Source organism: Listeria swaminathanii, from assembly GCF_014229645.1.
Classification (GTDB): Bacteria; Bacillota; Bacilli; order Lactobacillales; family Listeriaceae; genus Listeria; species Listeria swaminathanii.
The window spans coordinates 176,494-202,643 of sequence record NZ_JAATOD010000001.1; the positions used below are offsets into that span (position 1 = coordinate 176,494).

Consider the following 26,150-nt stretch of genomic DNA (forward strand, 5'->3'; position numbering starts at 1 on the left):
CGATTAACTACCTAAAAAAGGAGCTGCTAATAATGGGATATTTCGCTTATAAACGTTTGGAAACACTATATGGCATGCTCCTTGATGCGGGTAGCCACTTATCAGCTCAGAAACTCAGCCAAGATTTACATATTTCCGAACGAACGATACGAACGGACATTGCGAAACTAACCGAATTTCTCGAAAATCACGGGGCAACCATAACGCTTACTCGAGGCGCGGGTTACAAAATCGAAATCCTTGATCCGACCGTTTTTCAAGCTTTTCAGGCCGAGAAAAACAAACCGAAAAACGCTGATTATTTTGACTTAGATAATCCTGAAGAACGCGTGAAATACGAGATTTTCTTGTTACTATCAAGCGCCGACTATATTAAATTGGAAGACTTGGCAGATACGATTTTTGCTAGCCGTGCAACCATTTCCAATGATATGAAGCAAGTTCGAAAAGTTATTGCGGCGTACGATTTAACGCTTGTCTCTAAACCAGGTAGCGGCGTGAAAATTATCGGAGAAGAAGAAAAAATGCGCTATGCCCTAACCGCGCTAATTGCTTCCAAAAATGCCCCAGAATCCTATTTAGAAACATTTTTCGAATGGCACAAACAAAAAGACAAACTGCAAAAATTAATGACAGCTGTGACCGATTATTTTTTTGCGACCAATATTCGTTTCACAGACGAAGCGCTTCAAAACTTACTTTTACATATGATGATTTTAGTGGAACGAATTGAACTTGGGCATACGTTGGAACAGTTTGAATTAACGGACGTTAGTGAAGAAGAAATCGCGATTGCCGCTAAATTAGCTACTATTTTAGAATCACTTTTCGAAATAGAGATTGCCGACGCAGACAAAAATTATTTACTTCTCCAAATCGCCAGCAAACGAATCCTGAACGTAGAAGATAAAGAAATTAGCGAATTTGACGATTATGCGTATATTGAAGGCATGTTGAACCGCATTGAGTCACATTATTTTTATCATTTACAGGATGACTTGCAGTTGAAAAAGGATCTTGTTGCCCATATTCATTCGATGTTATACCGTGTGAAATACCATATGACTGTCAAAAATCCAATGACGGAGCACATTAAACGCTATTACCCTTTAGCTTACGAAATCACGCTTGATGCAGTAGAATCACTAAAAAAAGACTACCCATATGACATTAATCAAAATGAATTAGCTTATTTGGCGCTTCATATCGGGGCATCTTTAGAGCGAAATTATCAAATCTCTTACTATCGTCATAAATCGGCTTTAATTGTCTGTGGGTCAGGTTTTGGAACGGCGCGAATTGTGGAAGCGAAAGTGAAGTCGGCAGTGAGCAATCTCGACATTACAAAAGTTGTTTCGATTCAAGAATATAACCGTTTTATCCATATTGAAGAAGATATCATTCTTTCCACCGTTAGAATACCTGAGAAAAACAAGCCAGTCATCAAAATCAGCAACATCCCAACAAATGAAGAATTAAAAATGCTCGGGGCGATTATTCAAGAACAAACGGATCCTAACCGCGGCTTTCTATCGAATTTCTTCACGGCCGATTTTTTTGCCAGAAGCAGTATGACAAACAAAGCAGCAATTTTAGAAGAAATGGTCGACTCATTGCAGCGGCAAAATATTGTTGGCGAGGACTACCTGCGCTCGGTTCTTGAACGTGAAAAACTAGGCTCGACTGTACTCGGAACCGGTATAGCAATCCCGCATCCACTCGGACTAATGGCGAAAGAAACGAAAATCGTTATTCGGATATTAGATAAACCAATCAAATGGGATCAAAAACAATCTGTACGCGCCGTGTTTTTGTTATGTATTAGTAAAAATGACTATGAAGAAGCCATTAATATCTATGAGTTACTTGTGGAATTAGTGCGCGAAGAATACGGTGAAAAACTTTCAGGACTTTCCGATTTTTATGGATTCACTGCATTAGCAAATGATATATTGAAGAAAAAGTAAAAGCTATCCCCTTTTTTTAGGAAATAGCTTTTTCGTGAATTTTTCGTGAATTTTCTCATTTTTGTATTTAGTGAAAGCGTATTTCATGGTACACTATAAGAATACTAACTAAACATATGGAGGATTTAATGAACAGACAAACAGAATTTACATTACTTATCGTTGGTGCTTCTTTTAGCATAATGACCTTTTTAGGTGCTATGGCTTATACCGTGATTTTTGGTCTTAATACGCTGCTAGTATTTGATACAAGTTATTACGCAGGACCAGACGAAGCAATTTTCTTTGGAATAATTACTTTCGTCTCAGTGATTGCAGTGATTTTTGCGCTTGTATCCGCAATTTTTGGCTTCGTAGGTGCATTTAAAGTGAAAAGTGGCGGACCAAAGGTAAAAACAATAGCGGTTTGCTTTATAATTTTAGGTGGATTACAAATTTTCACAATCCACGGAATCTTATTCTTGATTGCAGGTATTTTAGCACTTAACAAAAAAGAATATAAAACAGTTTCTAAGGAATATGAAACAATTTCTACAGAAGATGAGGGGACGAAATGGGAATGATGATATTCTTACCAATACTTTTTATTGTTGGTGCAGTTTTAGGGCTAGCAGCAAAAGTACTTTTAGCAATCTGGGTATATAAAGATGCAGATCAACGTGGAATGAATGCCATTCTTTGGTGTCTGCTGATGGTATTTATTAATGTAATTATTATTCTTGTTATTTACCTTATTGTTCGCACAAAAGGTGAAGTAATTAAGCGGAATTTAGGGCTGTTGATTAGTGGGATTATTTTAGCAGTAGTTAATACAGTGATTGCCATTTTAGCAGTGATTTTCTTACTATTCTTTGCGATTACGGATGACGGAATGTACAACATGATGGATGGTTATAACTATGATTATAACTATAACTATGATGATAGCGATCAATACGACCGTGAAAACTGGGAAGAATTTTAATTATATCAACGAGAATCTGCTACCTAATATGGGAGCAGATTCTTTTTATTTTCCTGCAAAAAGGGTATAGACAATAAAAAAGTGAATCTCGACAAGGAGACTGCTGAATGGATACAGTTATTTTAGTAACAATTATTATTGTCATCGTGGGGTTAGCATTTGATTTTATAAATGGGTTTCACGACATTGCCAATGCTGTTGCCACGAGTATCTCAACTAGAGCGTTAAAACCTCGCGTAGCTATTGGAATTGCAGCAATCATGAACTTTCTGGGTGCCATTTCGTTTACTGGTGTAGCGGAGTCGCTCACAAAAAGCATAGTGGACCCGTTTTCGCTTAATAATGGGGAGTTTGTTGTTTTGTGTGGTTTAATTGCCGCAGTGATTTGGAATTTGATGACTTGGCTTGTCGGAATGCCGAGTAGTTCCTCGCATGCGCTGATTGGCGCGATAGCAGGAGCATCGATTGCATCCGCCAGCAGTTTTAGCGTGCTTAATTGGTCTGGATTTACAACAATTATTATCGCGTTAATTATCTCGCCAATTCTCGGTTTTACAGTAGGTTACTTGATTTATTCACTCTTTAAACACCTTTTTCACGACAAAAAACTTGGGAAAATGAACCGGCGCTTTCGTTTTATCCAAATTGGAACCGCGGCAGCCCAAGCATACTCACACGGAACAAATGACGCGCAAAAAACAATGGGTGTGATTACGCTTGCTCTAGTTGCGAGTGGGCTTTTGAAAGAGTCGGCTGGAATTCCTTTCTGGGTGCAAGTCAGTTGTGCGGCGTCAATGGCAATAGGTTCGTCTGTTGGTGGCTACCGGATTATCAAAACGGTCGGAACAAAAATTATGAAAATTACCCCAGTTACCGGAGTAGCATCTGATTTAAGCTCACTTTCCGTCATCATGACAGCAACCCTTATCCAGTTGCCAGTAAGTACAACGCAAGTAATTGATAGTTCGATTATGGGCGTTGGAACAGCTAATCATAAAAAAGAAGTCAATTGGCGGACTGGGAAAAATATGGTTGTTACTTGGTTTATTACGTTACCACTGGCAGGACTTTTGGCAGCAGTGGTATACTGGATATCAGCAGCAATCTTTTTATAATAAGGAGGGGTTTTAATGAAAATCGAACACGTAGCATTATGGACAACCAACTTAGAAAAAATGAAAGAATTTTATATTACTTATTTTGATGCAACTGCAAATGAACTATATGAAAATAAAACAAAGGGCTTCACTTCTTACTTTCTTTCGTTTGCGGACGGGGCTAGACTTGAAATTATGAGTCGGACGGACGTAACAGGTCAGCTAAGCGGCGAAAACCTAGGCTGGGCGCATATCGCTATTTCAACCGGAACAAAAGAAGCGGTAGATGAATTGACAGAAAAACTAAGACAAGATGGATTTGAAATTGCTGGTGAGCCAAGAATGACGGGCGACGGATACTATGAAAGTGTCGTGCTTGATCCAGAAGGAAATCGCATCGAAATAACATGGTAGCAGTAAGTTGCGAATCACTTGCTAAACATGTAATATACGGATGTACATATTATAAATGAGGTGAATTTTATGGATATCGTAACTAATAAGATTGTCGTAGAAAAGTATAATTTTGAAACAACAGTGGAAGCAAATGAGCAATTCGAAAACAAAATTGAATTAGAGGTCCATGAAGTAGAGCCAGTGGATGGAAATGTGGAACTTATGTCAAAAGGAAAGATTTTCAAAGTAACGATTCCTTTTTTATTAGTGCTTGAAAATTTCCGGATTGATGGTAGAATCAGCCGCATTATTCAATTGAAAGACTTTTTCGGTGACTTTTCGGATTTAGAAGCAGTCGATGTGGAAGGGATATCGAATCCTTTAATTGACTACATCAAGCGTTTAACATATGATGTAACGGAAATTGCGTTCGATGAGCCGGGAATTAGCCTAGATTTTAATGCCAATCATAATGGCTAGTTAGGAGACAAAATGCGTCAATATATGAAAATGGTACGCCCATTTGACTTTGTAATTATTGTTGCACTGATTTTGGGTTCGTTTTTACCACTAATATTATTTTCTGTCGCGGAAGCTAAACACGTAGGCGATGACGTCGTAGCAATCATTTCACAAGATGGCAAAGTAATCCGGGAAATTCCGCTAACTGGCCATAAAGGAAATGAACAATTTACGATTAAAGGAAAAGGCGCGCAATATAATTTGATGGAAGTAGATGGCGAACGGATTCGTATTAAAGAAGACAACAGCCCAGATCAAGTAGGCGTTAAGATGGGCTGGAAATCCAAAGCCGGTGACACCATTGTTTGTTTGCCACATAAAGTATTCGTAGAAATCAAATCAACAAACAAAAAAAGCAAAGACCCCGATACAGATTTAATTGTGCCAAATTAAAACACACTAAGCGATTAGTGTGTTTTTTATTTTGAGAAAAAAGGAGCTAGCTATGCCCGAAAATCAATCAATTTAACCAATTAACTATTTGTGTCGAAAATATGTCGCCTACTGTTCATACTATTCCAATGTATCTGAAGAACATGTCGCAGAAACCCTGAAAATCGGATAATAAAATTAGACTATAGCTAAAAAGCCTGGTGTTACAATCAATAAGCAATAATAATTCTAATTAAGCTAATTTAAGGAAGGGAATAATATGAGAATAAAATATTTTAAGCAAACCATCACCATAATGACTATCTTGAGCCTTTTATTTATGGTGTTAGGTATTCAGGGTAATAATAATGTGGAAGCTGCAACAACGGTCGCGCCACCAGCGCCAATTAACCAAATTTTCCCTGATGCGGATTTAGCTGAGGGAATACGAGTAGAACTTCAAAAATCAAGTGTCACAGATGTAGTAACGAAAGAAGAATTAGAAAGTATTACAAATCTAACAGTAGTCGCGAAAAAAATAGCTTCTATTGAAGGCCTTGAGTATTTAACTAATTTGGAATTTTTAAATCTTAATGGAAATCAAATTACAGATCTCAGCCCGTTAAGTAATTTAACAAAACTAACGGAAATCTATATAGGTGATAATAAAATTTCTGATATTAGTCCGCTTCAAAACTTAACTAATGTAACTAACTTATATCTAAAAGACAATGATATTAGTGATTTAAGTCCACTAGCGAATTTAACCCAAATGTATAGTTTGCGTTTGGGAGGTAATTCGAATATTAGTGATTTAAACCCAGTGCGAAATATGACCCGTTTGGATAATTTAGAAGTAACAGAGTCTATATTAAAAGATTTGACGCCACTAGCTGATGTAACCAGCCTAACTCGTTTATCTTTGAGTTACAATCAAATTGAAGATTTAAGTCCGCTAGCTGGTTTGACAAAATTGAACAATATAGCAGCATATTCGAATAAAATTACTGATATTACTCCTGTGAACAATTTAACAAGACTCCAGTATTTGAGTTTAGGCGATAATGAAATTACTGATGTAAGTCCTGTGGCTAATCTGCAAAAATTAACCTCGCTGCAACTTGCAAACAACCAGATTACTAATATTAGTATGCTTGAAGATTTAACCAATTTAACTTCATTGGATTTACAACACAATAAAATTAGTGATATATCCGTTTTGGGAAATCTAACCCATGTGACTTATTTGCAGTTGGGGTATAACCAAATAGTGGATGTGAAAATAATTGGAGGATTAACTAATTTAACTAGTTTGCAGTTAACACAAAACCATATTACCGACATAAGTCCTTTAGTCAACTTAACCAAAATACAATCCTCTGACTTCTCTAATCAGATGATAACAAATCCAGAACGTAATTTTTCGAAGACACTCTCTGTTCCGAACAATATAACTAGCACAGATGGGACACTAATTGCGCCTGAAACGATTAGCAATAATGGTACCTACGACGCACCGAACTTGAAGTGGTCTTTACCGAACTATTTACCAGAAGTTAAATATATGTTCAGCCAGAAAATACCGATTGGGACAGGGACAAGTAATTATAGCGGCTTCATAACACAACCGTTAAAAGAATTACTAGACTACAAAGTCACATTTAATGTAGAAGGTAATGCAAGCGAAGTGGAAACTGTAACAGAAGAAAATCTCATTCCAGAACCTACGAGCCCAACCCAAAAAGGCTACACATTCGATGGCTGGTATGACGCAGAAACAGGCGGAACGAAGTGGGATTTCGCGACGGGACAAATGCCTGCAAATGATATCACGTTATATGCCCATTTTTCCGTCAACAATTATCAAGCGAATTTTAATGTTGATGGTGCGGTAACGAATGAAACCGTAGTTTATGATACATTGCTAGAAGAACCAACAGCACCAACCAAAATAGGCTATACTTTTGATGGTTGGTATGATGCAGCAACTGGCGGAACGAAGTGGGATTTCACAACAATGAAAATGCCCGCAAATGACGTTACGCTATATGCCCATTTTACACTTAACGACTATCATGTGAATTTTGTGATTGACAGTAAAGTAACGGATGAAGATGTGGCGAATGATACGCTAGTTCCAGAACCAGCAATGCCAACTAAACAAGGCTATACTTTTGACGGTTGGTATGACGCGGAGACTGGCGGAACGAAGTGGGATTTCGCAACGATGAAAATGCCCGCGAATGATGTTACGCTATATGCCCATTTTTCCGTCAACAATTATCAAGCGAATTTTAATGTAGATGGTGCAGTAACGAATGAAACCATAGTTTATGATACCTTGCTGGAAGAACCAACAGCACCAACCAAACAAGGCTATACTTTTGATGGTTGGTATGACGCGGAGACAGGCGGAACGAAGTGGGATTTCGCAACAATGAAAATGCCCGCGAATGATATCACTTTATACGCCCATTTTAGTAAAGAAACCCCACTCATTCCAGATCCAACAAACGGACCGAGCGAAAACTCTACGGATGGACCAGTGCCGACAAATGAACCAACTAAAAATAAGAACCTTACAATAACACCAAAAGAACCAACATCAGGACAAATCATTGCTAAAACGGAGACATTGCCAAAAACAGGTGATGATACTCCGTGGAAAGATTTACTTGCCGGAATAGTTCTTTCATCTTCCGCGTTTGTCATTTGGAGAAAAAAAGCGTAAACAAAAACCCAGCAATTCCTTTTTAGGGATGCTGGGTTTGTTGTTTAATCAAGTATTTCAATGTAACCATCTGTGCCATTTATCCGTATTTGCTGGCCGTCTTTGATGATTTTTGTAGCATTTTCGACGCCGACGACAGCAGGAAGACCATACTCGCGTGCAATTACAGCCCCGTGAGTCATCAGCCCACCTACTTCGGTAACGAGTCCTTTTATGGAAACAAATGCTGGCGTCCAACTAGGGTCGGTAAAGGCGGTAACTAAAATATCACCATCTTCCAAATCAGCTTTTTCCATATTTAAAATGACGCGGGCCCGACCCTCGACCGTGCCAGATGAAACGGGAAGACCGAGAATGGCTTCTTCTGGCAAGTTTTCACGCTTGTATTTGCCATTGATCATTTCACCGTCGGAAGTAAGAATCCGCGGCGGTGTTAATTTTTCAAAGGATGTAAAATCACTTTTTCGCTGATTGATAAGCTCGTAATCGGCTTGATTTGTGCGGGAAGCGGCGCGTAGTTCATCAAAATAAAGGAAGTAAATATCTTCTTTCTCATGAAGCGCGCCATTTTGAACCAGTTGTTCGCCAGCTCGTAGCAAAGCGAGTTTGTATATAAAGTAGCGGTTAATCATGCCGTATTTTGGATATTCGCGGTATCCGATGAAATTGCGGAGAATATCGATTTTTGTTTTCACTTCCGCCGCTTTTTTCGCCCCATCAGGTAGCTGATGCAAGCGCTCAAGGATTTCGCGCTCTTTACTTGCAGCTTCTTTTTTGCCTTGTTCAAATTTATGTTTACTCGCGCCAGGATCGAAGTTTTTTATATTGCTTAAAATAAGCGGGAGGAGTGCTAGCGGGTTTTCCATCCAACGTGTTTTCGTTAAGTCAATTTCGCCCGCGCAGCGCATGCCGTATTTTTGCAAGTAATCATCTAATGCTTTTTTGACTGCTGTTCCACCTTCTAAAGTAGCTAGTTCGTTTAAAAAGTGGGGGTTCTTCGTTTGTTCTAAATAAGCTCTGACAGCAGGATGAGGACGAATGACATCGGCTACATCTAGCAATTCTAGGCCCATCTGGGAAGTGATGTTATTTGGAGCTGATTCAGAAAGCTTATCCGCCACATTTTTTTCTCCAAGCCATTCATAAACATGTTCATTTAGCCAAGCCGAAGCGTCCATTCCAGCCATAATCGCATCAATACTAGTTGGGTTAAATAAAACATTTTTTAATTCCGCTAAATCTTCTGCAATAAAATCAAGCAAATCGGAACCATTTTTTGTTTTAATCGTTTGTTGCAGTTTTTTTATCGAGTTTTCACTATTTTTGACTAAATCGAAAACGATAGCTGGATCAGGGACGTTACGGACTGGTGGTTTTCCAGAAGCAGCCACTTTGGAATTAGTAGTCTCAACTGGCAATGTTTGTAAGAAATCTTTTTTATTAATCACCGTGAGTAAGGCGTCTTTAATGAGTGGGTCTGATTGGCCGAGCGAGTTCACCATCATATCTCTAGTAGCTGGTGATGACATGCTTTGCGTAATATCGACAAATAAGCGTCCGCCGGCAGTATACATAGAAGCGGGGGTCGTCATTAGATAAAAGGAAAGTCCAAGTGGCTTCATCGCATCCGTCATCATTTGCTGGTGTGCAACAGAAATATAGACGCGGTTACCGGGCGCATCCACCTCAGGAATTGGATATAAAGTAGTAATAGGTCGACTTTGAACAACATAAAAAGTATCGCCCACCAAACACCATTCGATATCTTGCGGCTTACCAAAATAAGCTTCTATTTCTCTCCCTAGTTTCGCGAGTTGCAAAATTTGCGAATCAGTTAATGTTTGTTTTGTTTGTTGCGTTTCTTCAAGCTGGCGCGTCTCCGTTCCGCCTTCTTTTATACTGTAAATAGCAAGTTTTTTAGTAGCGATTATTTTGTTTGTAATTGTATTTTCTTGAACCGTATAAGAATCAGCGGAAACTAAACCAGAAACAAGTGCTTCACCTAAGCCAAAACTGGCATCGATCGAAAGTGATTTTCGGTTGGAGGTAATTGGGTCAGCTGTGAATAAAATACCAGAAGCATCTGGAAAAATCATTTGTTGAACAACAACCGCTAGCTGGACTTTGCTGTGTTCGAATTGATTTTGGATTCGATAAATAATAGCTCGTTCAGTAAATAAAGAAGCCCAACATTTGCTAATATGAAGAAGTATTTCATCTCTACCAATAATATTCAAATAAGTATCATGTTGCCCGGCGAATGAAGTGTGAGGCAAGTCTTCCGCAGTGGCACTAGAACGCACTGCATAAGCTTCATGCTCACCTAAATCTAAAAGGGAAGCGTCGATAGCATCTAGAATTTCAGGAGCAATATCGATATTTTGAATCAGCGTTCGAATAGCCGCACTGATTTCTCGGATAGAGTCACTATCGCTCGTTTTTAGTAAGGAAAGATGTTGGAGTAGCTGATTGAATTCGCTGTTTTCTGCCAATGTTTTTTTATAAGCTTCCGTAGTTAGGCAAAAACCTGGTGGGACAAGAACTCCGGCGATTTTGGAACAGGCGCCTAGATTTAAGCCTTTACCACCAACAAGGGCTTCCGTGGTTTTATCGATGTCTTGAAAGTTTAATACGAATGGCTGCATTTATTTATCCTCCTATTTTTCGAAAAATAATACTTGACTGCAAAGAATACTATGTTGTATAATTAAAGTAGGGATTGCTTTACACAAGCATATTTGAACGATTATATCTTTATAAATTTACCACGAATCCAGTCTAATTTCAATTAAAAACAAATATAAAAAGCAAAATTTCTCGTTACAAGAAATTTTGCTTTTTTTTACTGTTCAAATTTACATAAAGTTAAGCCTTGTGCTTTGGCTTCGGCAACTGTTACGGCTGTTTCACCGTTGGAGTTGTTTAAGCCGCGGCAGTTTTGATCATAATGATATCGATTGCCGGTAGCTGTGATATAAACCATTTGTCCTTGTTCATTACTAGTATCTGGTTGTGCAGCAGCTCGTTCTGCGGAAGCACGTTTTGCCTCAGCCGCTTTTTTCTCAGATGCGACTCTAGCTTCTTCGGCTTTCTTTTCAGCCGCTACTTTTGCCTCAGCCGCGCGTTTTTCTTCGGCTGCAACTCGTTCGCGCTCTACTCGCTCGGCTTCGGCTTTTTCAGCCGCGACACGAGTTGCTTCTGCTTTAGCTGCCAGTTTCGTTTCATAAGCAGGAGTTACTGCTAGTTTAAGCGTTTGTTCTTTTGTTTTACCGTCAATTACAATAGAAAGAACTGCATCTTGTGCTTTATCAAGTTCATTTACGGAAAGGCGGAAGGCACCATCTTCATCAGCTGTAGTCACAGCGTCTGGAAGATCCACCAAATCAAGCGCTACATCTGCGCCAGGATTTGTTTTCCCTTCAACAATCAAGGTTCCATCATCGTCCGTCGTGAAAGTTGTTTCTGCTTCTAAAAGTGGTGTAGTCTCAATAGTCTTCGTTTTTTCTTCTTGTTTTGGCTCTTCCGTGGCTGCTTCATCTTCAGCTGCAGGAATAATCCCAATCCCAATAATAATCGCTAAAATAGAACTAATAATAACAATTTGTGTTTTTCTACGAGGCCAATTTCTCTTTCTAAAACGTAAAATACCAAAAATCAACACACCAATACCTGCTAGAAATAATAAAATTCCTAATCCCGTCATATACATCTCCCTCTCCCATTTTGTTCAACGCTATATTATATGCATAATGTGAGTGAATACACAAGATAAATTCGCTATTTTTTATACGTTAATAGGAAAAAAATGCTGAAATTATCTAAGAGTTGGAATAAAGGTGAAATAAATTACAAAAATTTTATAGTAGTTAAGTTTGTTGAGCTATCATAGTTTCCTTTTTATTTGTTAGGGAGCATAACTATCCACCAACTTGAATAATCTAATTGATTGCTTTATGATGAAGGAAAGACAAGTGCTTTGGAGGTGCTAGAGATGGCAAAACAGATAGAAGAAATTGGTGCAGAAGTTGGAGCGAAAGCAGAAAAAGTAGCTCGGAAAACTGGGACTGTTGCTGGAACGGCGGCTAAAATTTCTGTTTATGGTTCCGTTTGGGCTGTTAAAACAGGAGTGAGTAAGGCTTGTGCGTTTACTCGAGGATTTAAACAGGGCTGGTCTGGCAAATAAGCAATAGGAAAAGGGAGAAAGTGAATTGTTAAATTACTTATCGTCACTAAATCCGGTACTGTTAGCATTACTTGCCGGGATTTTTACATGGGCTTGTACGGCAGCTGGGGCATCACTCGTATTTTTCTTTAAAAATTTAAATAAAAAATGGGGCAACGTCATGCTCGGATTTGCTGCTGGTGTTATGCTCGCAGCAAGTTTCTGGTCACTTCTCGCTCCTGCAATAGAAATGAGTAAAGACTTAGGGAAGTTTTCTTTTGTTCCGGCTTTAGTAGGTTTTTTACTTGGTGGGATATTTTTACGTGTTATTGACCGAATTATTCCCCATTTGCATTTCGGATTTCCAGAGCAAGCGAAAGAAGGACCAAAAACATCGCTAAGAAAAAGTATTTTACTCGTGCTCTCCATTACTATTCATAACATTCCAGAAGGAGCAGCGGTGGGGGTAGCTTTTGGAGCGGTAATAACAGGGGACACAGAGACGCTCATTACAGCAATCGTTTTGGCACTGGGCATTGGAATTCAAAACTTTCCAGAAGGGGCAGCAGTATCCATTCCTTTGCGCGGAGAAGGGTTATCTCGGAAAAAGAGTTTTTGGTATGGCCAATTATCGGCGGTGGTTGAACCAGTTTTCGCGGTGATTGGGGCAATTTTAGTAGTTTTCGTTACACCTATTTTACCGTTCGCGCTTGCGTTTGCTGCTGGAGCGATGATTTTTGTTATTGTAGAAGAGTTAATCCCGGAATCTCAAGTAGAAGGTTCAGCGGATTTAGCGACTGCGGCAACAATGGCTGGCTTTGCGGTGATGATGGTTTTAGATGTTGCTTTAGGATAAATTACAAAACTGCTTAAAAACGTAATTAAATATTTGCGGAATACGTTTTTTTGCGGTAGAATTGATAGTGAAATACTTCACAATATGTGCTAGTTTTCAGGGGTAATCCTGTAACTATACAACAGACACGGAAAAAAGCTCCCACTTTATCCGTGTCTTTTTCGTGACATTTTTTACGATTTTTTTGGTTCTTTTTTCCTATTTTAGTACAAAAGCTAGAAAGTTGTTTTTTTTCATGTATAATTGTTTTATACGAAAAACTGGGGAAGGTTTTTCAAAGGTGAGGTGCATAATGTGAAAATTAGGTGGATTAGAATTTCACTAGTTACGATTCTCATTATTGCCGTGGTTTTTGTTGGTGTAATAGGTTTCCAAAAATACCAATTTTCAAAGTCGCGCAACAAAGTAATAATGCAGATGGACAGACTAATGAAGGACCAAGATGGAGGAAATTTCCGCCGCTTGGATAAGAAAGAAAACGGAGTAGAAATTATTTCCTACATTCCTAAAACAACTGAGAAGAAAGACAACGAAATTATCCAAAAAGAAATTGAAAAAGCCACAGATGCAGAAGTTAAGAAGTTAAAGAGAGATAACGAAAAGCAAGGGATTATTTTTTACACTTATCAAAAGCAGAAAATGGCCGAACAAGCAGTATCTTACAAAGCAGTTCAATCTGAGTATGTAAAAGAAGGTAAAACTAAATTTGTACTCAAAGAGAAAAAAGATATTTGCAAAAACATTGTAACCGACGCAGAAACAGGCGCTTTATTAACACTTGGGGAAGTATTAATAAAGAACGATGAAACAAAACTAAACGTAAAATCTGCTGTTGAGCAAGAACTTATTAAAACAGGGGATTATTCTTTAAAAGATGTTGGGAATCTTGGGAATATCAAGAGTTTAGTGAAATGGGATCAAACTGATTTTGAAATCACTAATTCTGAACTAATTTTACCAATTGAAGTTCCAGGGGCTTCAGAACCGAAGAAAGTGAACGTACAACTTGCGGATATTGCTAATTCTGTGAATAAACGCTATTTACCAAGTAGTGTTAAAGTTCCAGAAGTACCAAAAGCAAAAACCAATAAGCGAATTGCACTTACTTTTGATGATGGTCCAAGTGCGGCAGTAACGCCACAAGTACTTGATACATTGAAACGCTATGATGTAAAAGCAACATTCTTTGTACTAGGTTCAAGCGTAGTGCAAAATCCAGGTTTAGTAAAACGTGAATTAGCAGAAGGGCACCAAGTTGGAAGCCACTCATGGGATCATCCACAATTAACTAAACTATCAACGCAAGAAGTATACAACCAAATTTTACAAACACAAAAAGTAGTATTTGATCAAACTGGATATTTTCCAACGACAATGCGCCCTCCATATGGTGCAGTCAACAAAGAAGTTGCTGAAGCGATCGGTCTTCCGATAATTCAGTGGTCTGTTGATACAGAAGATTGGAAAAATAAAAATGCTGGCGTAGTAACGCAAAGAGTCCTTGCAGGTGCAACGGACGGTGCGATTGTACTAATGCATGATATCCACAAAACAACTGCTGCGAGCCTTGACGCTACATTGCAACAACTGAAGAGTCAAGGATACGAGTTTGTTACGATTGACGAACTTTATGGCGAGAAATTGCAAATTGGGAAGCAATATTTCGACAAAACAGAGTCAAGAATGGTGAAATAAAAATTGGTAGCTAAAGTGAGGTAATCATTTTAGCTACTTTTTTTTATTTTTAGCGAAGCCTGATTTTGGGCAAAATAAAAAACATCCAACTTTTTCGTTGCATGTTACCTAGCATTTACCAAATTTTGGTGACAATGCCATAAATACTATTACGTGTAATCCAACCATTCACGTGTTTGTGATTATTAGAAATTTGATATTGTTTACCGCGAATTTTACTAATCTTATGTGTAAAAAAACTGCCGCGAACTTTGCAAAATACGATATCGTTCACTTTTAATTCTCTCGTGCCAATCGGTTCTAAACGAACAGGTTGCATCGATCTGATTAAAGGTAACATCGAATTTCCGCCTTCTTTATAACGTTCAATGGTTTCGCCACGTCTGAGTATCTCTACTGCATCCAGGCTTCTCATAGTTATGCTCCTTTCTTGTTGTTAATGTAACGATAACAAAACGTTGAAGCAGAGTCAAGTTTTTCTAAAATGTTTGTTATAATAGAGACAATTATTTGAACGGGGGCTAGATGGATGATAAAAGCGATTGCTGTAGATATGGACGGGACTTTTTTAGATGAAAATGGCGAATATGACCGCGTGCGATTTGAACAGATTTATGCGGAATTAGTGCAACGTGGGATTCGGTTTATTGTTGCGAGTGGCAATCAGTATTATCAGCTGAAATCTTTTTTTCCTGAGAAGGATGACGAGCTTTTTTATGTCGCTGAGAATGGGGCAGTTATTTTTCATCAAGGGGAATTACGTAGTGTGAATCGTTTTGCGGAGGAGCTTGTTCATAAGATTTTGCGGACGTTAATTCAGGAATATCAAGACTTACAAGTGATTCTTTGTGGCGTGAAAAGTGCTTATTTATTAAAAGCGGCCAATCCAGATTTTAAAGCATTTGCGAAAAAATATTATTTTGAGTTGCAAGAGGTTGATTCGTTCGATGTGCTTCCGGATGATACGTTCATTAAGTTTGCGCTTGATGTCGAAGTGGCTAAGACGGGGCAAATTGTGGAAGATTTGAATCAAACCTTTGCTGGCGAAATTCGCGCTGTGTCGAGTGGGCATGGGAGCATTGATATTATTATTCCAGGTGTGACGAAAGGGAGCGCGATTCAGCAACTTTTGAATGAATGGCAAGTGGTACCGGATGATTTGTTAGCTTTTGGTGATGCGAATAATGATATTGAAATGTTGCAACTAACTTCGAACAGTTATGCAATGCGAGAAAGTAGTCCAGAGGTTCTTGCTGCCGCGAAACATGTGGCCGCCTCAAACAAAGAAGCTGGCGTGTTACAAGTTATAGAAGATTATATGAAAAAAAGCCAAAGATCTTAATCCGGTCTTTGGCTTTTTCGAAAGTGGTAAACATGTCGGTTATACACTAAGTTAATTTACCAGTGTAGATTCTACAATATCCTTTCTTCGATAAACGTTCAGAATAAGGCCGAGTAGTGCAGCGTAAACTAGTAACATGCTTCCCCCGTAACTGATAAACGGCAGGGGTACTAGCATCATTGGGACTATTCCAAGCCCCATAAGAATGTTCCAACAAGCTGGAACGGTAAATAATACCGCCCCTCCAAGTGTTAATAATCTGCCGAATAAATCCTTTGTTTTAAAAGCGTTTAGTGAAATCCGCAATATAAATACAAGTAGTATTAAGCAAAGGGAAATTCCGAATACCCAGCCTAGAGAATAGACGAGAAATGGGAAGACAAAATCTGTATGTGCTTCAGGGAGTGCTAGATTGTTGTGAAGTCCTTTGCCGAACCAACCAGCTTTTGAAAGAATATCTTTCAAGGGTATGGTTGTATCAGGGAGATAGCTACTAGGGTATTTAAGAATCATCATACTAATGAAAATGATACCTACAAGCAAATTGCCCAGTGCTACTTTAATGGCAAATCGGTTATGACGATAATAAAAAATATACATCACTAATACACACAAAAAATATATAATACTAAATACAAATTGGCTGAGCATAATGTAGAAAATAACTGGGAGCCAAAATAGGATTAGTAGACCTACTAGTTTTTTCCAACCTTTAAAGTCAGTAATTTTGGTGAAAATACCAGCCCACGCTATCAAGAATAAATATAAGGATATAGCTGGACCGTTAATCATAATACCTCCGAAAGAAAGCCATATTCCTCCTCCAATAAGCCTAGTACCAACAAAAAAAGATATGAAAAATAGGATTAAGGCAGCGCCATAAAAATACATCCATAAATTTTTTAGTTTTCTATAATCAAAGAAAAGAAATCCAATCAGAGCAAGAATCGCAAGGGCGAGCCAGACGATTTGTTTTTTTATAAAGAAAGAATTAGGTGACACTACATCACTCATCAGTGGAAGAAAACCAATACCGGCAAGTAGGATAAATAACGCAATAAGGAGCCAATCCATTCTTGGTTTATGAAGCTGATTCATGTTATTGCCAACAGTAGAGGGATCTCCCATTTCTTGCATCGCCTTTTTATCCGCATCCTTTATAGCTAATCCTCTTTTTTGGAAGGCTTGGCTTAGCTCTTCCAGATGATTACTAAGCTCTTTTTTTATCATACTGTGAGCTTGTTTGGATTTTACTTTAGCTATTACTTTACCTAAATATTCCTCAAATATAGCAGAACTCATAAAGAAGCCTCCTCCATTAAATTTTTCAGTGATCCGTGTTGCTTAGAGCCTCTTCGTTCAAAAGTTGCTACAAATTTTTTCCCTTTCGCAGTTAGGGAATAATATTTCTTATCTTCTATCCATTTTGATGAGAGGATTTTCTTGTTTTCAAGTAGATGTAAAAGGGTATACAGCTGACCTTCATTGTTTTTGAAGCTAAGTTCATTTTTTTGAAATAGTTGCGTGGAAATTTCGTATCCATGCTTTGCTTCATCGTGCAGTGAATCTAAAATGTTTCTAAGCGTTTCTTCTTTCCAGTAGTGAAGCTCTAAGTGAGATTGCTTCTTCCGGATTGTTTCTTTTACTGCATTTTTTCGCTCTTCGGAAAAAGAAAAACCCTCAAAATCTTTTTTTATAGAATCCTTTAAATTATAGAATGGATCGTTCATGATTAAACCTCCTTTTTCATCTTGCTCTTTAATAATTCTCTGGCGTGTTTTAATCTAGTTTTTAATGTATTGCTATTTACACCAGTAATTTTGCTGATATTCGCTAAAGAGAGCTCTTCGTAGTAATGTAAAAAAACAACTTCTCTGTACTTTACTGGTAAATCCATAACAGCGCTCATTAAGCTATTTGCTACATCTTTTGAAATGATTTCTTCTTCAACGCGTTTTGACTTGGACGGGAGATAATCCCAAATTTTATCGCTGAAATTTAGTTTGCGATAATGCCAACTACCCAAGTAATCTTTGCAATGATTAATGGCAATTCGATATAGCCACGTTTTTATTGATGACTTGTTATTAAATTGATTTAATTTTTCGTAGCATTTAATAAATATCTCTTGCGTTAAATCCTCCGCTGTTGTTCGGTTCTTTACATAGGAAAAAACTAGATGCAGTATATCATCGCTGTAGTTATCCATTAACTGGCTGATAATTTGTTCTGTATTTTCTATGCTATTAATATTAATTCCTATTTCTTCAAGTTCAGTCATTTAAGTTTCACCCTCTTCTGCAATATTAGACGAAGCAAGTATCATTTGGGTTTGGAAAAGTTTTATTTATATCATATTATCTATCTCAAAATAGAGATAGTCATCTTATAAAGTATTAACTATCTGTTAAAAATACGCAATAAAAAAAAGACTGTAGCCAAAATGATTTCTCACTTTGTTTACAGTCTTTTTCTATTTCAATAAACTAAGGAATACGACACCCACCATAATTAACAGTATGCCAGAAAGGATGAAAGTCCATTCAAGCGGGCTTTTTTTCTGTTTGAAAATGAGGATTCCGCCGATTGTTGCGACGATAACGCAGGCTTGCGAAATCGAGAAGCTCGTTGCGACACCAAGAACGGCGGTAGCTAAGAACATGCCTAGATTCGCAATCGACCACGACAACCCGGTCATTAAGTTAAACGTGACATTTTTTCGGGAAATTGCTTGTTTTTTCGCTAAGTTAATACCAATGGCGCATGTTAGCATCCCGATTGCTTGTGGTAAAATGATAGAAAAGCCAGTAACATCAAAAAGCTGGTTTGTTACTACGTAAAGCGTTAAAAAGAAGGAAGATAGAATAACGATACCGTAGACATGAAATGAAACCGACTCCGTGATATGATTCCCGCGTTTTTGAAACCCGGTCATTACCACCCCAATCAAGATTAAAATTACTGCAACAACTCCAATGATAACAGCCGTAACCGTTTGCCATTCCCGGAACACGAAAACTGCGAAAAGCGTTGCGCCAACAAGTTGTGTACCGTTTGAAATCGGCATTGCCTTTGCGACACTGGAAGCCGCAATCCCTTTAAACTGTAGTAATTGTCCAAAACTCCAAAAGATACCTGAAACAAAACTCACAATAAAAGAAAGAACCGTTATTTCTGGTGATAAAATCCAGAATAAAATGAGAGCAAATAATAGCGCACTAATCGATGTCCCCAGTAGTTGTTCCTCGGGGGTGCTTTTTCGTAAGTTCGCAATTATTGGCATAAATCCCCACCCAAGAACAGGGAGTAACGCAATAAGATAAATAGACATAAATAAGCTTCCTTTCTAGGTTAGTGGTGCTATTTAAATCTACCATTCTCCAAAATGAACAGCAATATCCCAAAATTACGGTATTCAATGCGGTAATTTTCGTAGTTTTCTGGGGATGAGTCTTTGTAATAGAATAAACGTAGGGAAAGGAAAATTAAAAATGAAAGCGGTAACGAAAATGATTGCAAATCGCGAAAAAAATATCATTCAGTTTCTAATGAAGACAGGTCAAACACGTGTTGGAACTATCGCGAATCATCTCGGACTTTCAGAAAAAACTGTCTCAAATTCACTGAAGGAAATCGATGTTTTTCTAAAGGACTTTGATATGACGGTTGTCCGTAAACCAAAAATCGGTGTGTATATTGAAGGCGATAATAATGCTTTTGCCGAAGTTAATCGATTCCTAGATAACCAAGTCAGCCAAATCCCATCAACGAAAGAAGAGCGGGTTATCTACATTTTCAGTAAATTGCTTAAAGCAGATGACTATATCACGATTCATCAACTTGCAGACGAACTTTACATTAGTCGGGGCACGATTGAGAAAAACATGGTTGAAGTGACGAAAATGCTGGAAAAAGAAGGCATCACTTTGTACAAGAAACCTAGTAAAGGTATGAAGTTGCTGATTAGTGAGCGAGAAAAACGTGCCTTAACATCGAAATTCATTACTAATTTTTGGGGTAACAACTGGTATTTAAAGCAAGAAGGCGAAAAAGTGCTCCAAGCATTCGATACGATTCAGGCCGATGTTACTGGGATTTTTCCGGAAGAAGGCTTGAAAGAAATCATTGCGATTGTTCAAGAATTCAGCGAGCGTCATGATTTTACTTTTACAGATTATGCGTTTCAGTCAATTGTGATTCACCTTGCGATTGCGGTAGAGCGAATTCGCGAAGGTGAGTATGTGGAAAACGTTGAGAGCGACCCGATGAAAGATGTGTTTGAGTCACAGCGTAACAACACGGAAATTCTTGTTGGCATGTTGGAAGAGCGTTTGGATATTAAAATTCCAGCATTTGAAGTTGGCTATATTCAACTTCATTTAACGGCTGCTTATAATCAACAACATGATGAGCTGCTCGTTAATACTCCGCCGCAAGAGGACGATGTCGCTGATTTTGTCAGTCGGTGTTTAGCGGAAGGAAATTACGATAAGGGCTTGCTTGAAGACCTGACAACGCATATGAAATCCGCAATTAATCGTTTAAAACTTGGTATGCATTTTAAAAATCCGTACCTCAGCAAAATTAAGCAAAACTTTCCCCAAGCGTTTGAAGAAGCGCTTTACTTTAAAGCAAAATTTGAACAAAAGTACGATGTGCAAGTGAACGAAGATGAGACGGCGTACATTGCGCTACATTTTGAAGCATACAAAGAAAGAAGTCGCTCTTTCCCCGACCAAATTCGAGTGGTTCTTGTATGCAGTACAGGGCTCGGTTCATCGAGATTACTCGCAGCTAGAATTAAAAAATATTTTCCAATGATTACGATTGAAAAAATACTGTCTGTTCAGGCGTTAATGGAAACCGAAGTCGATGTGGATTTAGTCATTAGTACAATCTACCTCGAACTAGAGGACATTCCGAGCATTGTTGTAAGCCCGATGATGAGTAAGGCGGATTTGCAACAAGTCGAAAGCCAAATCGAACGAACGAGACGCAAGAAAAAGAAACGCAGCCAACCATTTGTTGATTTAATTAAGCCAAAAACCATTTTTGCGAAGTTGGATGTTGCGACGATGGAAGAAGCGATTGCGGAAATTGGCGACAAATTGGTGGAGCAGGGCATTGCTAAGCCAGGTATCGTGGAAAGTGCGCTGAAAAGAGAGGCGCTATCGTTCACTTCTTTTGAAGAAATGGCGACACCACACGCGGATCCAGCGTTAATCAATGAATCGCGCATTGTCATCGCGACACTGAAACACCCAGTGAAATGGGGCTTGGTCGATGTGGATAAAATCTTTTTTATCGCTTTGGCAGAACAAAATGGTATTAATTTAGACGCGATGTACGAACAATTTTATAAATATATTGATAATAAAAAATGGCTAGAAAAGCTGACGCAACTAAAAAGTGCCGCAGAAATTTATGAGCATTTGTTAAAGGATGGGATGTAATGGAAGTAAAAGATATTTTAACCAAAGAATTAGTCGTTTTTGATTTAGAAGCGACAACCAAAGAAACAGCAATTGAAGAAATGGCAGAAATGTTGAATGAACAGGGCGTTTTAGCAGATAAAGCGACTTATGTTCAAGCCGTTTTGGAACGAGAAGCACATTCAACAACTGGAATAGGTAATAACATTGCCATCCCACACGGAAAAAGTGAAAGTGTCACGAAATCGGCCATCGTTTTTGCAAGAACGAAAGCCATGATTGAATGGGAATCGCTTGATGACGAACCAGTAAACATGATTTTCTTGCTGGCAATTACGGATTCCGACAAAACAGACGGTCATTTAAAAATCCTTGCTGAAATTGCGACGAAACTAATGGACGATGATATTGTTGAGAATTTAAAAAGTACAAGAGATCAAGAAGAAGTTATTCGAATTTTAAATGGAGGCGTAGTAGAGATATGAAACGTAAAATTATCGCAGTAACCGCATGTGCGACAGGAGTAGCACACACATATATGGCAGCACAAGCCCTTAAAAAAGGCGCGAAAAAAATGGGAAACCTCATTAAAGTAGAAACACAAGGCGCGACAGGAATTGAAAATGAATTAACCGAAAAAGACGTAAATATTGGTGAAGTAGTCATTTTCGCAGTAGATACTAAAGTACGTAATAAAGAACGTTTTGACGGTAAAGTCGTGCTGGAAGTTCCAGTAAGCGCACCGATTAAAGATGCAGAAAAAGTAATCAACGCAGCTCTTGCGTTAATTGACGAAAAATAAGGAGGATTTACCATGTTTAAGAAAATTGGGAGTGAACTAAAGAAACATGTTTTAACAGGTATTTCATATATGATTCCGCTCGTTATCGCGGGTGCCGTAATTATGGCAATTGCGCGGGTTGGCGGTTCGTTTTTCGGGATTACAGATATTTGGGACGCGAAATATGCAGATAGTGCCAATAGCTTAATTTCGTTATTACACAGTTTAGATGGTTTTGGTGGCTTGGCACTAGGAATGATGTTCCCGGTTATTGCCGCATTTATTGGTTATTCCATTTCGGACAAATTAGCACTGGCACCAGGTCTTGTTGGTGGTTTGCTGGCACGTGACATCGGCGCTGGTTTCCTTGGGGCACTTGCAGCTGGTTTAATCGCTGGTTACACATGTCTATTGATTAAAAAATACGTGAAACTGCCAAAAGCGGCGGCTTCTATTGTACCAGTCTTTTTAGTACCAGTTTTTGGCACACTTATTACCGTTCTTATTATTAATTATGTTGTTGGTATTCCTTTTGCAGATTTAAATACAGCCCTTGAAAATTGGTTAAATGGTATGTCTGGATCAAACCAAATTCTAATGGCGGCTATTATTGGCGCGATGGTTGGTTTTGACTTAGGCGGACCTGTAAACAAAGCAGCTGTAACAACGGCGATGGCACTTTTAACAAGTGGAATTTATGCACCGAATACAGCGGCGCAAGTAGCAATCATCATCCCGCCACTTGGTCTTGGTTTAGCAACATTAATCGCAAAACGTAAATACAATACAGAAATGCGTGAAGCAGGGAAATCCTCGCTTATTATGGGACTTGTTGGGATTAGTGAAGGGGCAATTCCTTTCGCAGTAGAATCTCCGCTTAAAGTTATTCCGGCAACTGTACTTGGTTCTGCTGTCGGCGGCGCACTTGCGGTAGGTCTTGGCGCAATTAACCAAGCTCCAATCAGTGGTTTTTACGGCTGGTTCACTGTAGAAAATTGGCCAGTTTACATTCTAGCAATTGCAGTCGGAACACTCATCGTTGCGGGAATGTCAGTCGCTTTACGTAAAACAAGTGCTGGTGAAGAAATCGCTGGCTCTAGCTACGATGACGAAATTGACGAAGCAGAATGGGAAGCTTAAAAAACGGAGGTAACTATGGTTAAAGCACATATTGTGAACCATACGCATTGGGACCGAGAGTGGTATTTCACCTCGGCCGATGCACTGGTTCTAAGTGAACAACTTTTTACAGAAGTGATTGACGAATTAAAAAAGCACCCAGAAGCAAACTTTGTACTTGATGGACAATTGTCGATTTTAGACGATTATGTCGCACTGTATCCGGAAAAATTAGCGGATATTAAACAGCTGATTGCGGATGAGCAACTTTTCATTGGTCCATGGTTTACGCAAACAGATGCCTTTTTCGCGCACAGTGAGTCGATTTTGCGCAATGCGATGATTGGAATTTTTGATAGCAAAAAATACGGCGACTATATGAAAATTGGTTATTTGCCGGATACATTTGGTTTTAATGCGCAAATGCCGACTTTGCTTGAGCACGCTGGATTTGATAATGTGATTTTCTGGCGCGGGCTTCATTTAGGCGAGCATGTCGATTCTCCGTATTTTAAATGGCAAGGACTTGGCGAGGATACTTCTATTTATGCGATTAATATGCCACAAGGTTACGGCACGGGGATGCTACTTGAGCCAACATCGGCATACGTGGATGGTCGCCTTGATCCGGCAATTGATTTTATTGAAAAATATAGCAAAACGACCGAAGTATTAATTCCATCTGGGAATGATCAGCTGAATATTATTAGTAATTTTGCAGAAAAACTGGCGGAAATCAACAAGATGGGGCGCCATGATTATCAACTTAGCACCTATCAAGATTTTATTCAATATGTAAGAGAGTTGCCCGATTTAGAAGAATATCGCGGTGAGTTTAGGAGTCCAGTTTTGGCACGAGTGCATAAAACCATTGGCTCAAGCCGTATGAATATTAAGCTAAAAAGCGCGTCACTCGAGCAAAAACTGCTAACACGTATTGAGCCGCTGCTTGTTATTGCTAAGGCATCCGGTATTTCCATCAGCGAGCGTTTACTAATGCATACGTGGAAAAAATTGCTTGAAGGTCAAGCGCACGATAGTTTGGCGGGTTGCGTTTCTGATCCTGTTGCTGAAGATATTTTGCACCGGATGAAAGAAGCTGACGAGCTGTGCGATAGTATCGAAAACACGATTGTGAAGAAAATTGCCGATGATTTGATGCTTGAGGCGAATGAAATTTTAGTTTTTAATACCGATTTACATGATTTTGATGGATTTAAAGAAATTCAAGTAGTTACTGAACATAAAAACATCCATTTCCCAGCATTTCCAGATGCGACGATTGTCCAAGAAGAATTCATCCCATCGCGTGAAAATGTGCTAGAAGAAACGCCAGCTGGGAACCGATTTATTGAAGAACCTGGTTATTATGTGCTTCAAGTGCGTGTCAAAGTGGAGTTACCAGGGCTAGGTTACCACGTGATTGCTTTTGAAGAGAATGACCGCGAACTGGATTCGATGATTGCTTCCAATGATGTGGCAATCGCGAATGATTTCTACAAAATCACTTTTGAAAATGGCGAAATCGCGCTTGAAAAAGCAAATGGCGAGCGTACAACTTCCTTTATTACGCTAGAAGATGATGTGAATGCGGGAGATACGTATGATTATTCACCGTTAGCCGGAGATATCGCGGAATTATTCACTTTTTCCGAAGCAAAAACGGAGAAATCGAGTGAAGTTGAACGTTTAATTTTAACTGGAAAGAACGATTTCCCGTTAGACCGTTTGACAAAAGAAGGTCAAGGCGAGTTACAAATTGAGCTGATTTTAGAACTGAAAAAAGGTAGCGAACTGCTAGATGTTAAAATCGAAGTGGACAACCAAATCAAAAACCACCGATTACGCTTGAAAGTAAACACAGGCGTGAAAACAGATTACAACATCGCGTCGCTTCCATTCGGATACATTGAAAGGAAGCCAGTCGTACCAGCGAATTGGCAAGAAACATACAGCGAAATGCCAATTGATATCGAGCCGTTAGAACAAAGCGTGACGCTAACAAATGAAGCAGAAAGCTGCACCATTTTCACACGCGGCGTCAAAGAATATCAACAGTTGGATCAACATTTAGCACTAACGCTACTCGCAACAACCGGCCAACTTGGGAAACCTGATTTAGCTTACCGTCCAGGCCGAGCATCAGGTGACACAACGAAAAAAGGCCACGTGCTCATCGAAACAGCAGGTGCGCAACTACTTGGCAAACATGAATTCTCACTTGCCATCTATCTAGGCGACCAAGCTTTCGACGAACATAAAACAGCTGAACGAACAAAAGCGTTCAACCAAGCAAACGTGTCCTACCAGCGTCAACCGTTCAACCACTTTTTACACCGTTTAGACAATAAAATCCAGAAAACAGAACGAAGATTAGGCGCGAAGCAAACGTTAGGTATGTTGAATTTGCCGAAAGAATACTTAGTTTCAGCGTGCCACCCGTCCTACTACTCAGCAGATAAATACATTATCCGCCTGGAAAACCCAACTAACACACCACAAAAGTTGGCACTCTCGGATATGTCATTTGAGTATGTGAATGCTATCGAAGAAGTTGTCGCAAATGACAACAACACGATTCCAGCATATGGCGCTGTTACGTTGCGATTAGATATATAGAAAGAAAACTTGCTCAAAGTATTTATTTTGAGCAAGTTTTTATTTATGTTGGATTGCAATGAGTTATTAAACATGGTATCTTTGGATTGAAAACG

24 protein-coding genes are annotated in these 26,150 nt (G+C 38.9%); 17 read left to right on the forward strand and 7 right to left on the reverse strand.

The annotated features are described in order from the left end of the window. The first annotated feature begins 32 nt into the window (after nt 1-32). From HCX62_RS00860 to HCX62_RS00895, 8 genes are all read left to right on the forward strand, one after another. Entirely contained in the window at nt 33-1,967 is a 1,935-nt protein-coding gene (locus tag HCX62_RS00860) for a BglG family transcription antiterminator (protein WP_185636673.1), read from the forward strand. A 128-nt stretch (nt 1,968-2,095) separates the two neighbouring features. After that, a complete protein-coding gene (locus HCX62_RS00865; protein ID WP_185636674.1) occupies nt 2,096-2,530 on the forward strand; it encodes a DUF4064 domain-containing protein in 435 nt (144 codons plus the stop codon). Further along, nucleotides 2,521-2,931 carry a hypothetical protein gene (locus HCX62_RS00870; protein ID WP_185636675.1) on the forward strand — a complete coding sequence of 137 codons (411 nt, stop codon included), beginning with the start codon at nt 2,521-2,523 and terminating at the stop codon, nt 2,929-2,931. The genes HCX62_RS00865 and HCX62_RS00870 overlap by 10 nt, the downstream gene beginning before the upstream one ends. 107 nt (nt 2,932-3,038) lie before the next feature. Further along, the gene (locus tag HCX62_RS00875; protein ID WP_185636676.1) at nt 3,039-4,046 is read left to right on the forward strand and encodes an inorganic phosphate transporter; all 1,008 of its coding nucleotides are present in this window, start codon (nt 3,039-3,041) and stop codon (nt 4,044-4,046) included. Between the two features lie 15 nt (nt 4,047-4,061). Then, nucleotides 4,062-4,442: a VOC family protein gene (locus HCX62_RS00880; protein ID WP_185636677.1), complete on the forward strand. Its 381-nt coding sequence runs from the start codon at nt 4,062-4,064 to the stop codon at nt 4,440-4,442. 69 nt (nt 4,443-4,511) lie between these two features. Further along, nucleotides 4,512-4,904, forward strand: coding sequence for a DUF1149 family protein (locus tag HCX62_RS00885; protein WP_185636678.1), 393 nt, complete (start codon nt 4,512-4,514; stop codon nt 4,902-4,904). 12 nt (nt 4,905-4,916) lie between these two features. Next, complete coding sequence (locus HCX62_RS00890) at nt 4,917-5,339, forward strand: NusG domain II-containing protein (protein WP_185636679.1); 423 nt, start codon at nt 4,917-4,919, stop codon at nt 5,337-5,339. A 259-nt stretch (nt 5,340-5,598) separates the two neighbouring features. Beyond that, nucleotides 5,599-8,049, forward strand: coding sequence for an InlB B-repeat-containing protein (locus HCX62_RS00895; RefSeq protein ID WP_185636680.1), 2,451 nt, complete (start codon nt 5,599-5,601; stop codon nt 8,047-8,049). 44 nt (nt 8,050-8,093) lie between these two features. Here the strand turns inward: HCX62_RS00895 and ppsA are convergent, their stop codons facing one another. Then, nucleotides 8,094-10,694, reverse strand: coding sequence for a phosphoenolpyruvate synthase (gene ppsA, locus HCX62_RS00900; protein WP_185636681.1), 2,601 nt, complete (start codon nt 10,692-10,694; stop codon nt 8,094-8,096). A gap of 197 nt (nt 10,695-10,891) precedes the next feature. Then, complete coding sequence (locus HCX62_RS00905) at nt 10,892-11,752, reverse strand: hypothetical protein (RefSeq protein ID WP_185636682.1); 861 nt, start codon at nt 11,750-11,752, stop codon at nt 10,892-10,894. Nucleotides 11,753-12,040: 288 nt separating this feature from the next. On the opposite strand from HCX62_RS00905, the gene HCX62_RS00910 reads away from it, so the two are divergent. The 3 genes from HCX62_RS00910 to HCX62_RS00920 all read left to right on the forward strand — a co-directional run bounded on the left by HCX62_RS00910 (nt 12,041) and on the right by HCX62_RS00920 (nt 14,762). Next, nucleotides 12,041-12,232 carry a hypothetical protein gene (locus tag HCX62_RS00910; RefSeq protein WP_185636683.1) on the forward strand — a complete coding sequence of 64 codons (192 nt, stop codon included), beginning with the start codon at nt 12,041-12,043 and terminating at the stop codon, nt 12,230-12,232. Nucleotides 12,233-12,257: 25 nt separating this feature from the next. Then, nucleotides 12,258-13,067 (forward strand): ZIP family metal transporter, encoded by an 810-nt coding sequence (locus tag HCX62_RS00915; protein ID WP_185636684.1) that lies wholly within the window; start codon nt 12,258-12,260, stop codon nt 13,065-13,067. A 294-nt stretch (nt 13,068-13,361) separates the two neighbouring features. Continuing rightward, nucleotides 13,362-14,762 (forward strand): polysaccharide deacetylase family protein, encoded by a 1,401-nt coding sequence (locus tag HCX62_RS00920; protein WP_008946831.1) that lies wholly within the window; start codon nt 13,362-13,364, stop codon nt 14,760-14,762. Between the two features lie 115 nt (nt 14,763-14,877). Here the strand turns inward: HCX62_RS00920 and HCX62_RS00925 are convergent, their stop codons facing one another. After that, the gene (locus HCX62_RS00925; RefSeq protein WP_008946832.1) at nt 14,878-15,177 is read right to left on the reverse strand and encodes a hypothetical protein; all 300 of its coding nucleotides are present in this window, start codon (nt 15,175-15,177) and stop codon (nt 14,878-14,880) included. A 114-nt stretch (nt 15,178-15,291) separates the two neighbouring features. On the opposite strand from HCX62_RS00925, the gene HCX62_RS00930 reads away from it, so the two are divergent. Beyond that, entirely contained in the window at nt 15,292-16,104 is an 813-nt protein-coding gene (locus tag HCX62_RS00930) for a Cof-type HAD-IIB family hydrolase (RefSeq protein ID WP_185636685.1), read from the forward strand. 51 nt (nt 16,105-16,155) lie between these two features. On the opposite strand, the gene HCX62_RS00935 is transcribed toward HCX62_RS00930, so the two are convergent. The 4 genes from HCX62_RS00935 to HCX62_RS00950 form a co-directional block, all read right to left on the reverse strand. Then, entirely contained in the window at nt 16,156-17,406 is a 1,251-nt protein-coding gene (locus HCX62_RS00935) for an FtsW/RodA/SpoVE family cell cycle protein (protein ID WP_185636686.1), read from the reverse strand. Then, nucleotides 17,403-17,834, reverse strand: coding sequence for a PadR family transcriptional regulator (locus HCX62_RS00940; RefSeq protein ID WP_185636687.1), 432 nt, complete (start codon nt 17,832-17,834; stop codon nt 17,403-17,405). Before HCX62_RS00940 ends, HCX62_RS00935 begins: the two co-directional genes overlap by 4 nt. A gap of 2 nt (nt 17,835-17,836) precedes the next feature. Further along, complete coding sequence (locus tag HCX62_RS00945) at nt 17,837-18,385, reverse strand: sigma-70 family RNA polymerase sigma factor (protein ID WP_185636688.1); 549 nt, start codon at nt 18,383-18,385, stop codon at nt 17,837-17,839. Between the two features lie 192 nt (nt 18,386-18,577). Next, nucleotides 18,578-19,435, reverse strand: a complete 858-nt coding sequence (locus tag HCX62_RS00950; RefSeq protein ID WP_185636689.1) for a GRP family sugar transporter — start codon at nt 19,433-19,435, stop codon at nt 18,578-18,580. Nucleotides 19,436-19,595: 160 nt separating this feature from the next. Between HCX62_RS00950 and HCX62_RS00955 the strand changes: the two genes are divergently transcribed. From HCX62_RS00955 to HCX62_RS00975, 5 genes are read left to right on the forward strand one after another with little or no spacing between them, the layout of a single operon-like run. Next, the gene (locus HCX62_RS00955) at nt 19,596-21,557 is read left to right on the forward strand and encodes a BglG family transcription antiterminator (protein WP_185636690.1); all 1,962 of its coding nucleotides are present in this window, start codon (nt 19,596-19,598) and stop codon (nt 21,555-21,557) included. Beyond that, nucleotides 21,557-22,021, forward strand: coding sequence for a PTS sugar transporter subunit IIA (locus tag HCX62_RS00960; RefSeq protein WP_185636691.1), 465 nt, complete (start codon nt 21,557-21,559; stop codon nt 22,019-22,021). The genes HCX62_RS00955 and HCX62_RS00960 overlap by 1 nt, the downstream gene beginning before the upstream one ends. Beyond that, nucleotides 22,018-22,338, forward strand: coding sequence for a PTS fructose transporter subunit IIB (locus HCX62_RS00965; protein WP_003722977.1), 321 nt, complete (start codon nt 22,018-22,020; stop codon nt 22,336-22,338). Before HCX62_RS00960 ends, HCX62_RS00965 begins: the two co-directional genes overlap by 4 nt. 12 nt (nt 22,339-22,350) lie before the next feature. Then, nucleotides 22,351-23,457, forward strand: a complete 1,107-nt coding sequence (locus HCX62_RS00970) for a PTS fructose transporter subunit IIC (protein WP_185636692.1) — start codon at nt 22,351-22,353, stop codon at nt 23,455-23,457. Nucleotides 23,458-23,472: 15 nt separating this feature from the next. Continuing rightward, nucleotides 23,473-26,055, forward strand: coding sequence for an alpha-mannosidase (locus HCX62_RS00975; RefSeq protein WP_185636693.1), 2,583 nt, complete (start codon nt 23,473-23,475; stop codon nt 26,053-26,055). Nucleotides 26,056-26,150: the final 95 nt, after the last annotated feature.

Bases quoted from the DNA above. Each gene is read 5' to 3' on its own strand.
- HCX62_RS00860 (WP_185636673.1), top strand. From the start codon at position 33: ATGGGATATTTCGCTTATAAACGTTTGGAAACACTATATGGCATGCTC.
- HCX62_RS00865 (WP_185636674.1), top strand. From the start codon at position 2,096: ATGAACAGACAAACAGAATTTACATTACTTATCGTTGGTGCTTCTTTT.
- HCX62_RS00870 (WP_185636675.1), top strand. From the start codon at position 2,521: ATGGGAATGATGATATTCTTACCAATACTTTTTATTGTTGGTGCAGTT.
- HCX62_RS00875 (WP_185636676.1), top strand. From the start codon at position 3,039: ATGGATACAGTTATTTTAGTAACAATTATTATTGTCATCGTGGGGTTA.
- HCX62_RS00880 (WP_185636677.1), top strand. From the start codon at position 4,062: ATGAAAATCGAACACGTAGCATTATGGACAACCAACTTAGAAAAAATG.
- HCX62_RS00885 (WP_185636678.1), top strand. From the start codon at position 4,512: ATGGATATCGTAACTAATAAGATTGTCGTAGAAAAGTATAATTTTGAA.
- HCX62_RS00890 (WP_185636679.1), top strand. From the start codon at position 4,917: ATGCGTCAATATATGAAAATGGTACGCCCATTTGACTTTGTAATTATT.
- HCX62_RS00895 (WP_185636680.1), top strand. From the start codon at position 5,599: ATGAGAATAAAATATTTTAAGCAAACCATCACCATAATGACTATCTTG.
- ppsA (WP_185636681.1), bottom strand. From the start codon at position 10,694: ATGCAGCCATTCGTATTAAACTTTCAAGACATCGATAAAACCACGGAA.
- HCX62_RS00905 (WP_185636682.1), bottom strand. From the start codon at position 11,752: ATGACGGGATTAGGAATTTTATTATTTCTAGCAGGTATTGGTGTGTTG.
- HCX62_RS00910 (WP_185636683.1), top strand. From the start codon at position 12,041: ATGGCAAAACAGATAGAAGAAATTGGTGCAGAAGTTGGAGCGAAAGCA.
- HCX62_RS00925 (WP_008946832.1), bottom strand. From the start codon at position 15,177: ATGAGAAGCCTGGATGCAGTAGAGATACTCAGACGTGGCGAAACCATT.
- HCX62_RS00930 (WP_185636685.1), top strand. From the start codon at position 15,292: ATGATAAAAGCGATTGCTGTAGATATGGACGGGACTTTTTTAGATGAA.
- HCX62_RS00935 (WP_185636686.1), bottom strand. From the start codon at position 17,406: ATGAGTTCTGCTATATTTGAGGAATATTTAGGTAAAGTAATAGCTAAA.
- HCX62_RS00940 (WP_185636687.1), bottom strand. From the start codon at position 17,834: ATGAACGATCCATTCTATAATTTAAAGGATTCTATAAAAAAAGATTTT.
- HCX62_RS00945 (WP_185636688.1), bottom strand. From the start codon at position 18,385: ATGACTGAACTTGAAGAAATAGGAATTAATATTAATAGCATAGAAAAT.
- HCX62_RS00950 (WP_185636689.1), bottom strand. From the start codon at position 19,435: ATGTCTATTTATCTTATTGCGTTACTCCCTGTTCTTGGGTGGGGATTT.
- HCX62_RS00955 (WP_185636690.1), top strand. From the start codon at position 19,596: ATGAAAGCGGTAACGAAAATGATTGCAAATCGCGAAAAAAATATCATT.
- HCX62_RS00960 (WP_185636691.1), top strand. From the start codon at position 21,557: ATGGAAGTAAAAGATATTTTAACCAAAGAATTAGTCGTTTTTGATTTA.
- HCX62_RS00965 (WP_003722977.1), top strand. From the start codon at position 22,018: ATGAAACGTAAAATTATCGCAGTAACCGCATGTGCGACAGGAGTAGCA.
- HCX62_RS00970 (WP_185636692.1), top strand. From the start codon at position 22,351: ATGTTTAAGAAAATTGGGAGTGAACTAAAGAAACATGTTTTAACAGGT.
- HCX62_RS00975 (WP_185636693.1), top strand. From the start codon at position 23,473: ATGGTTAAAGCACATATTGTGAACCATACGCATTGGGACCGAGAGTGG.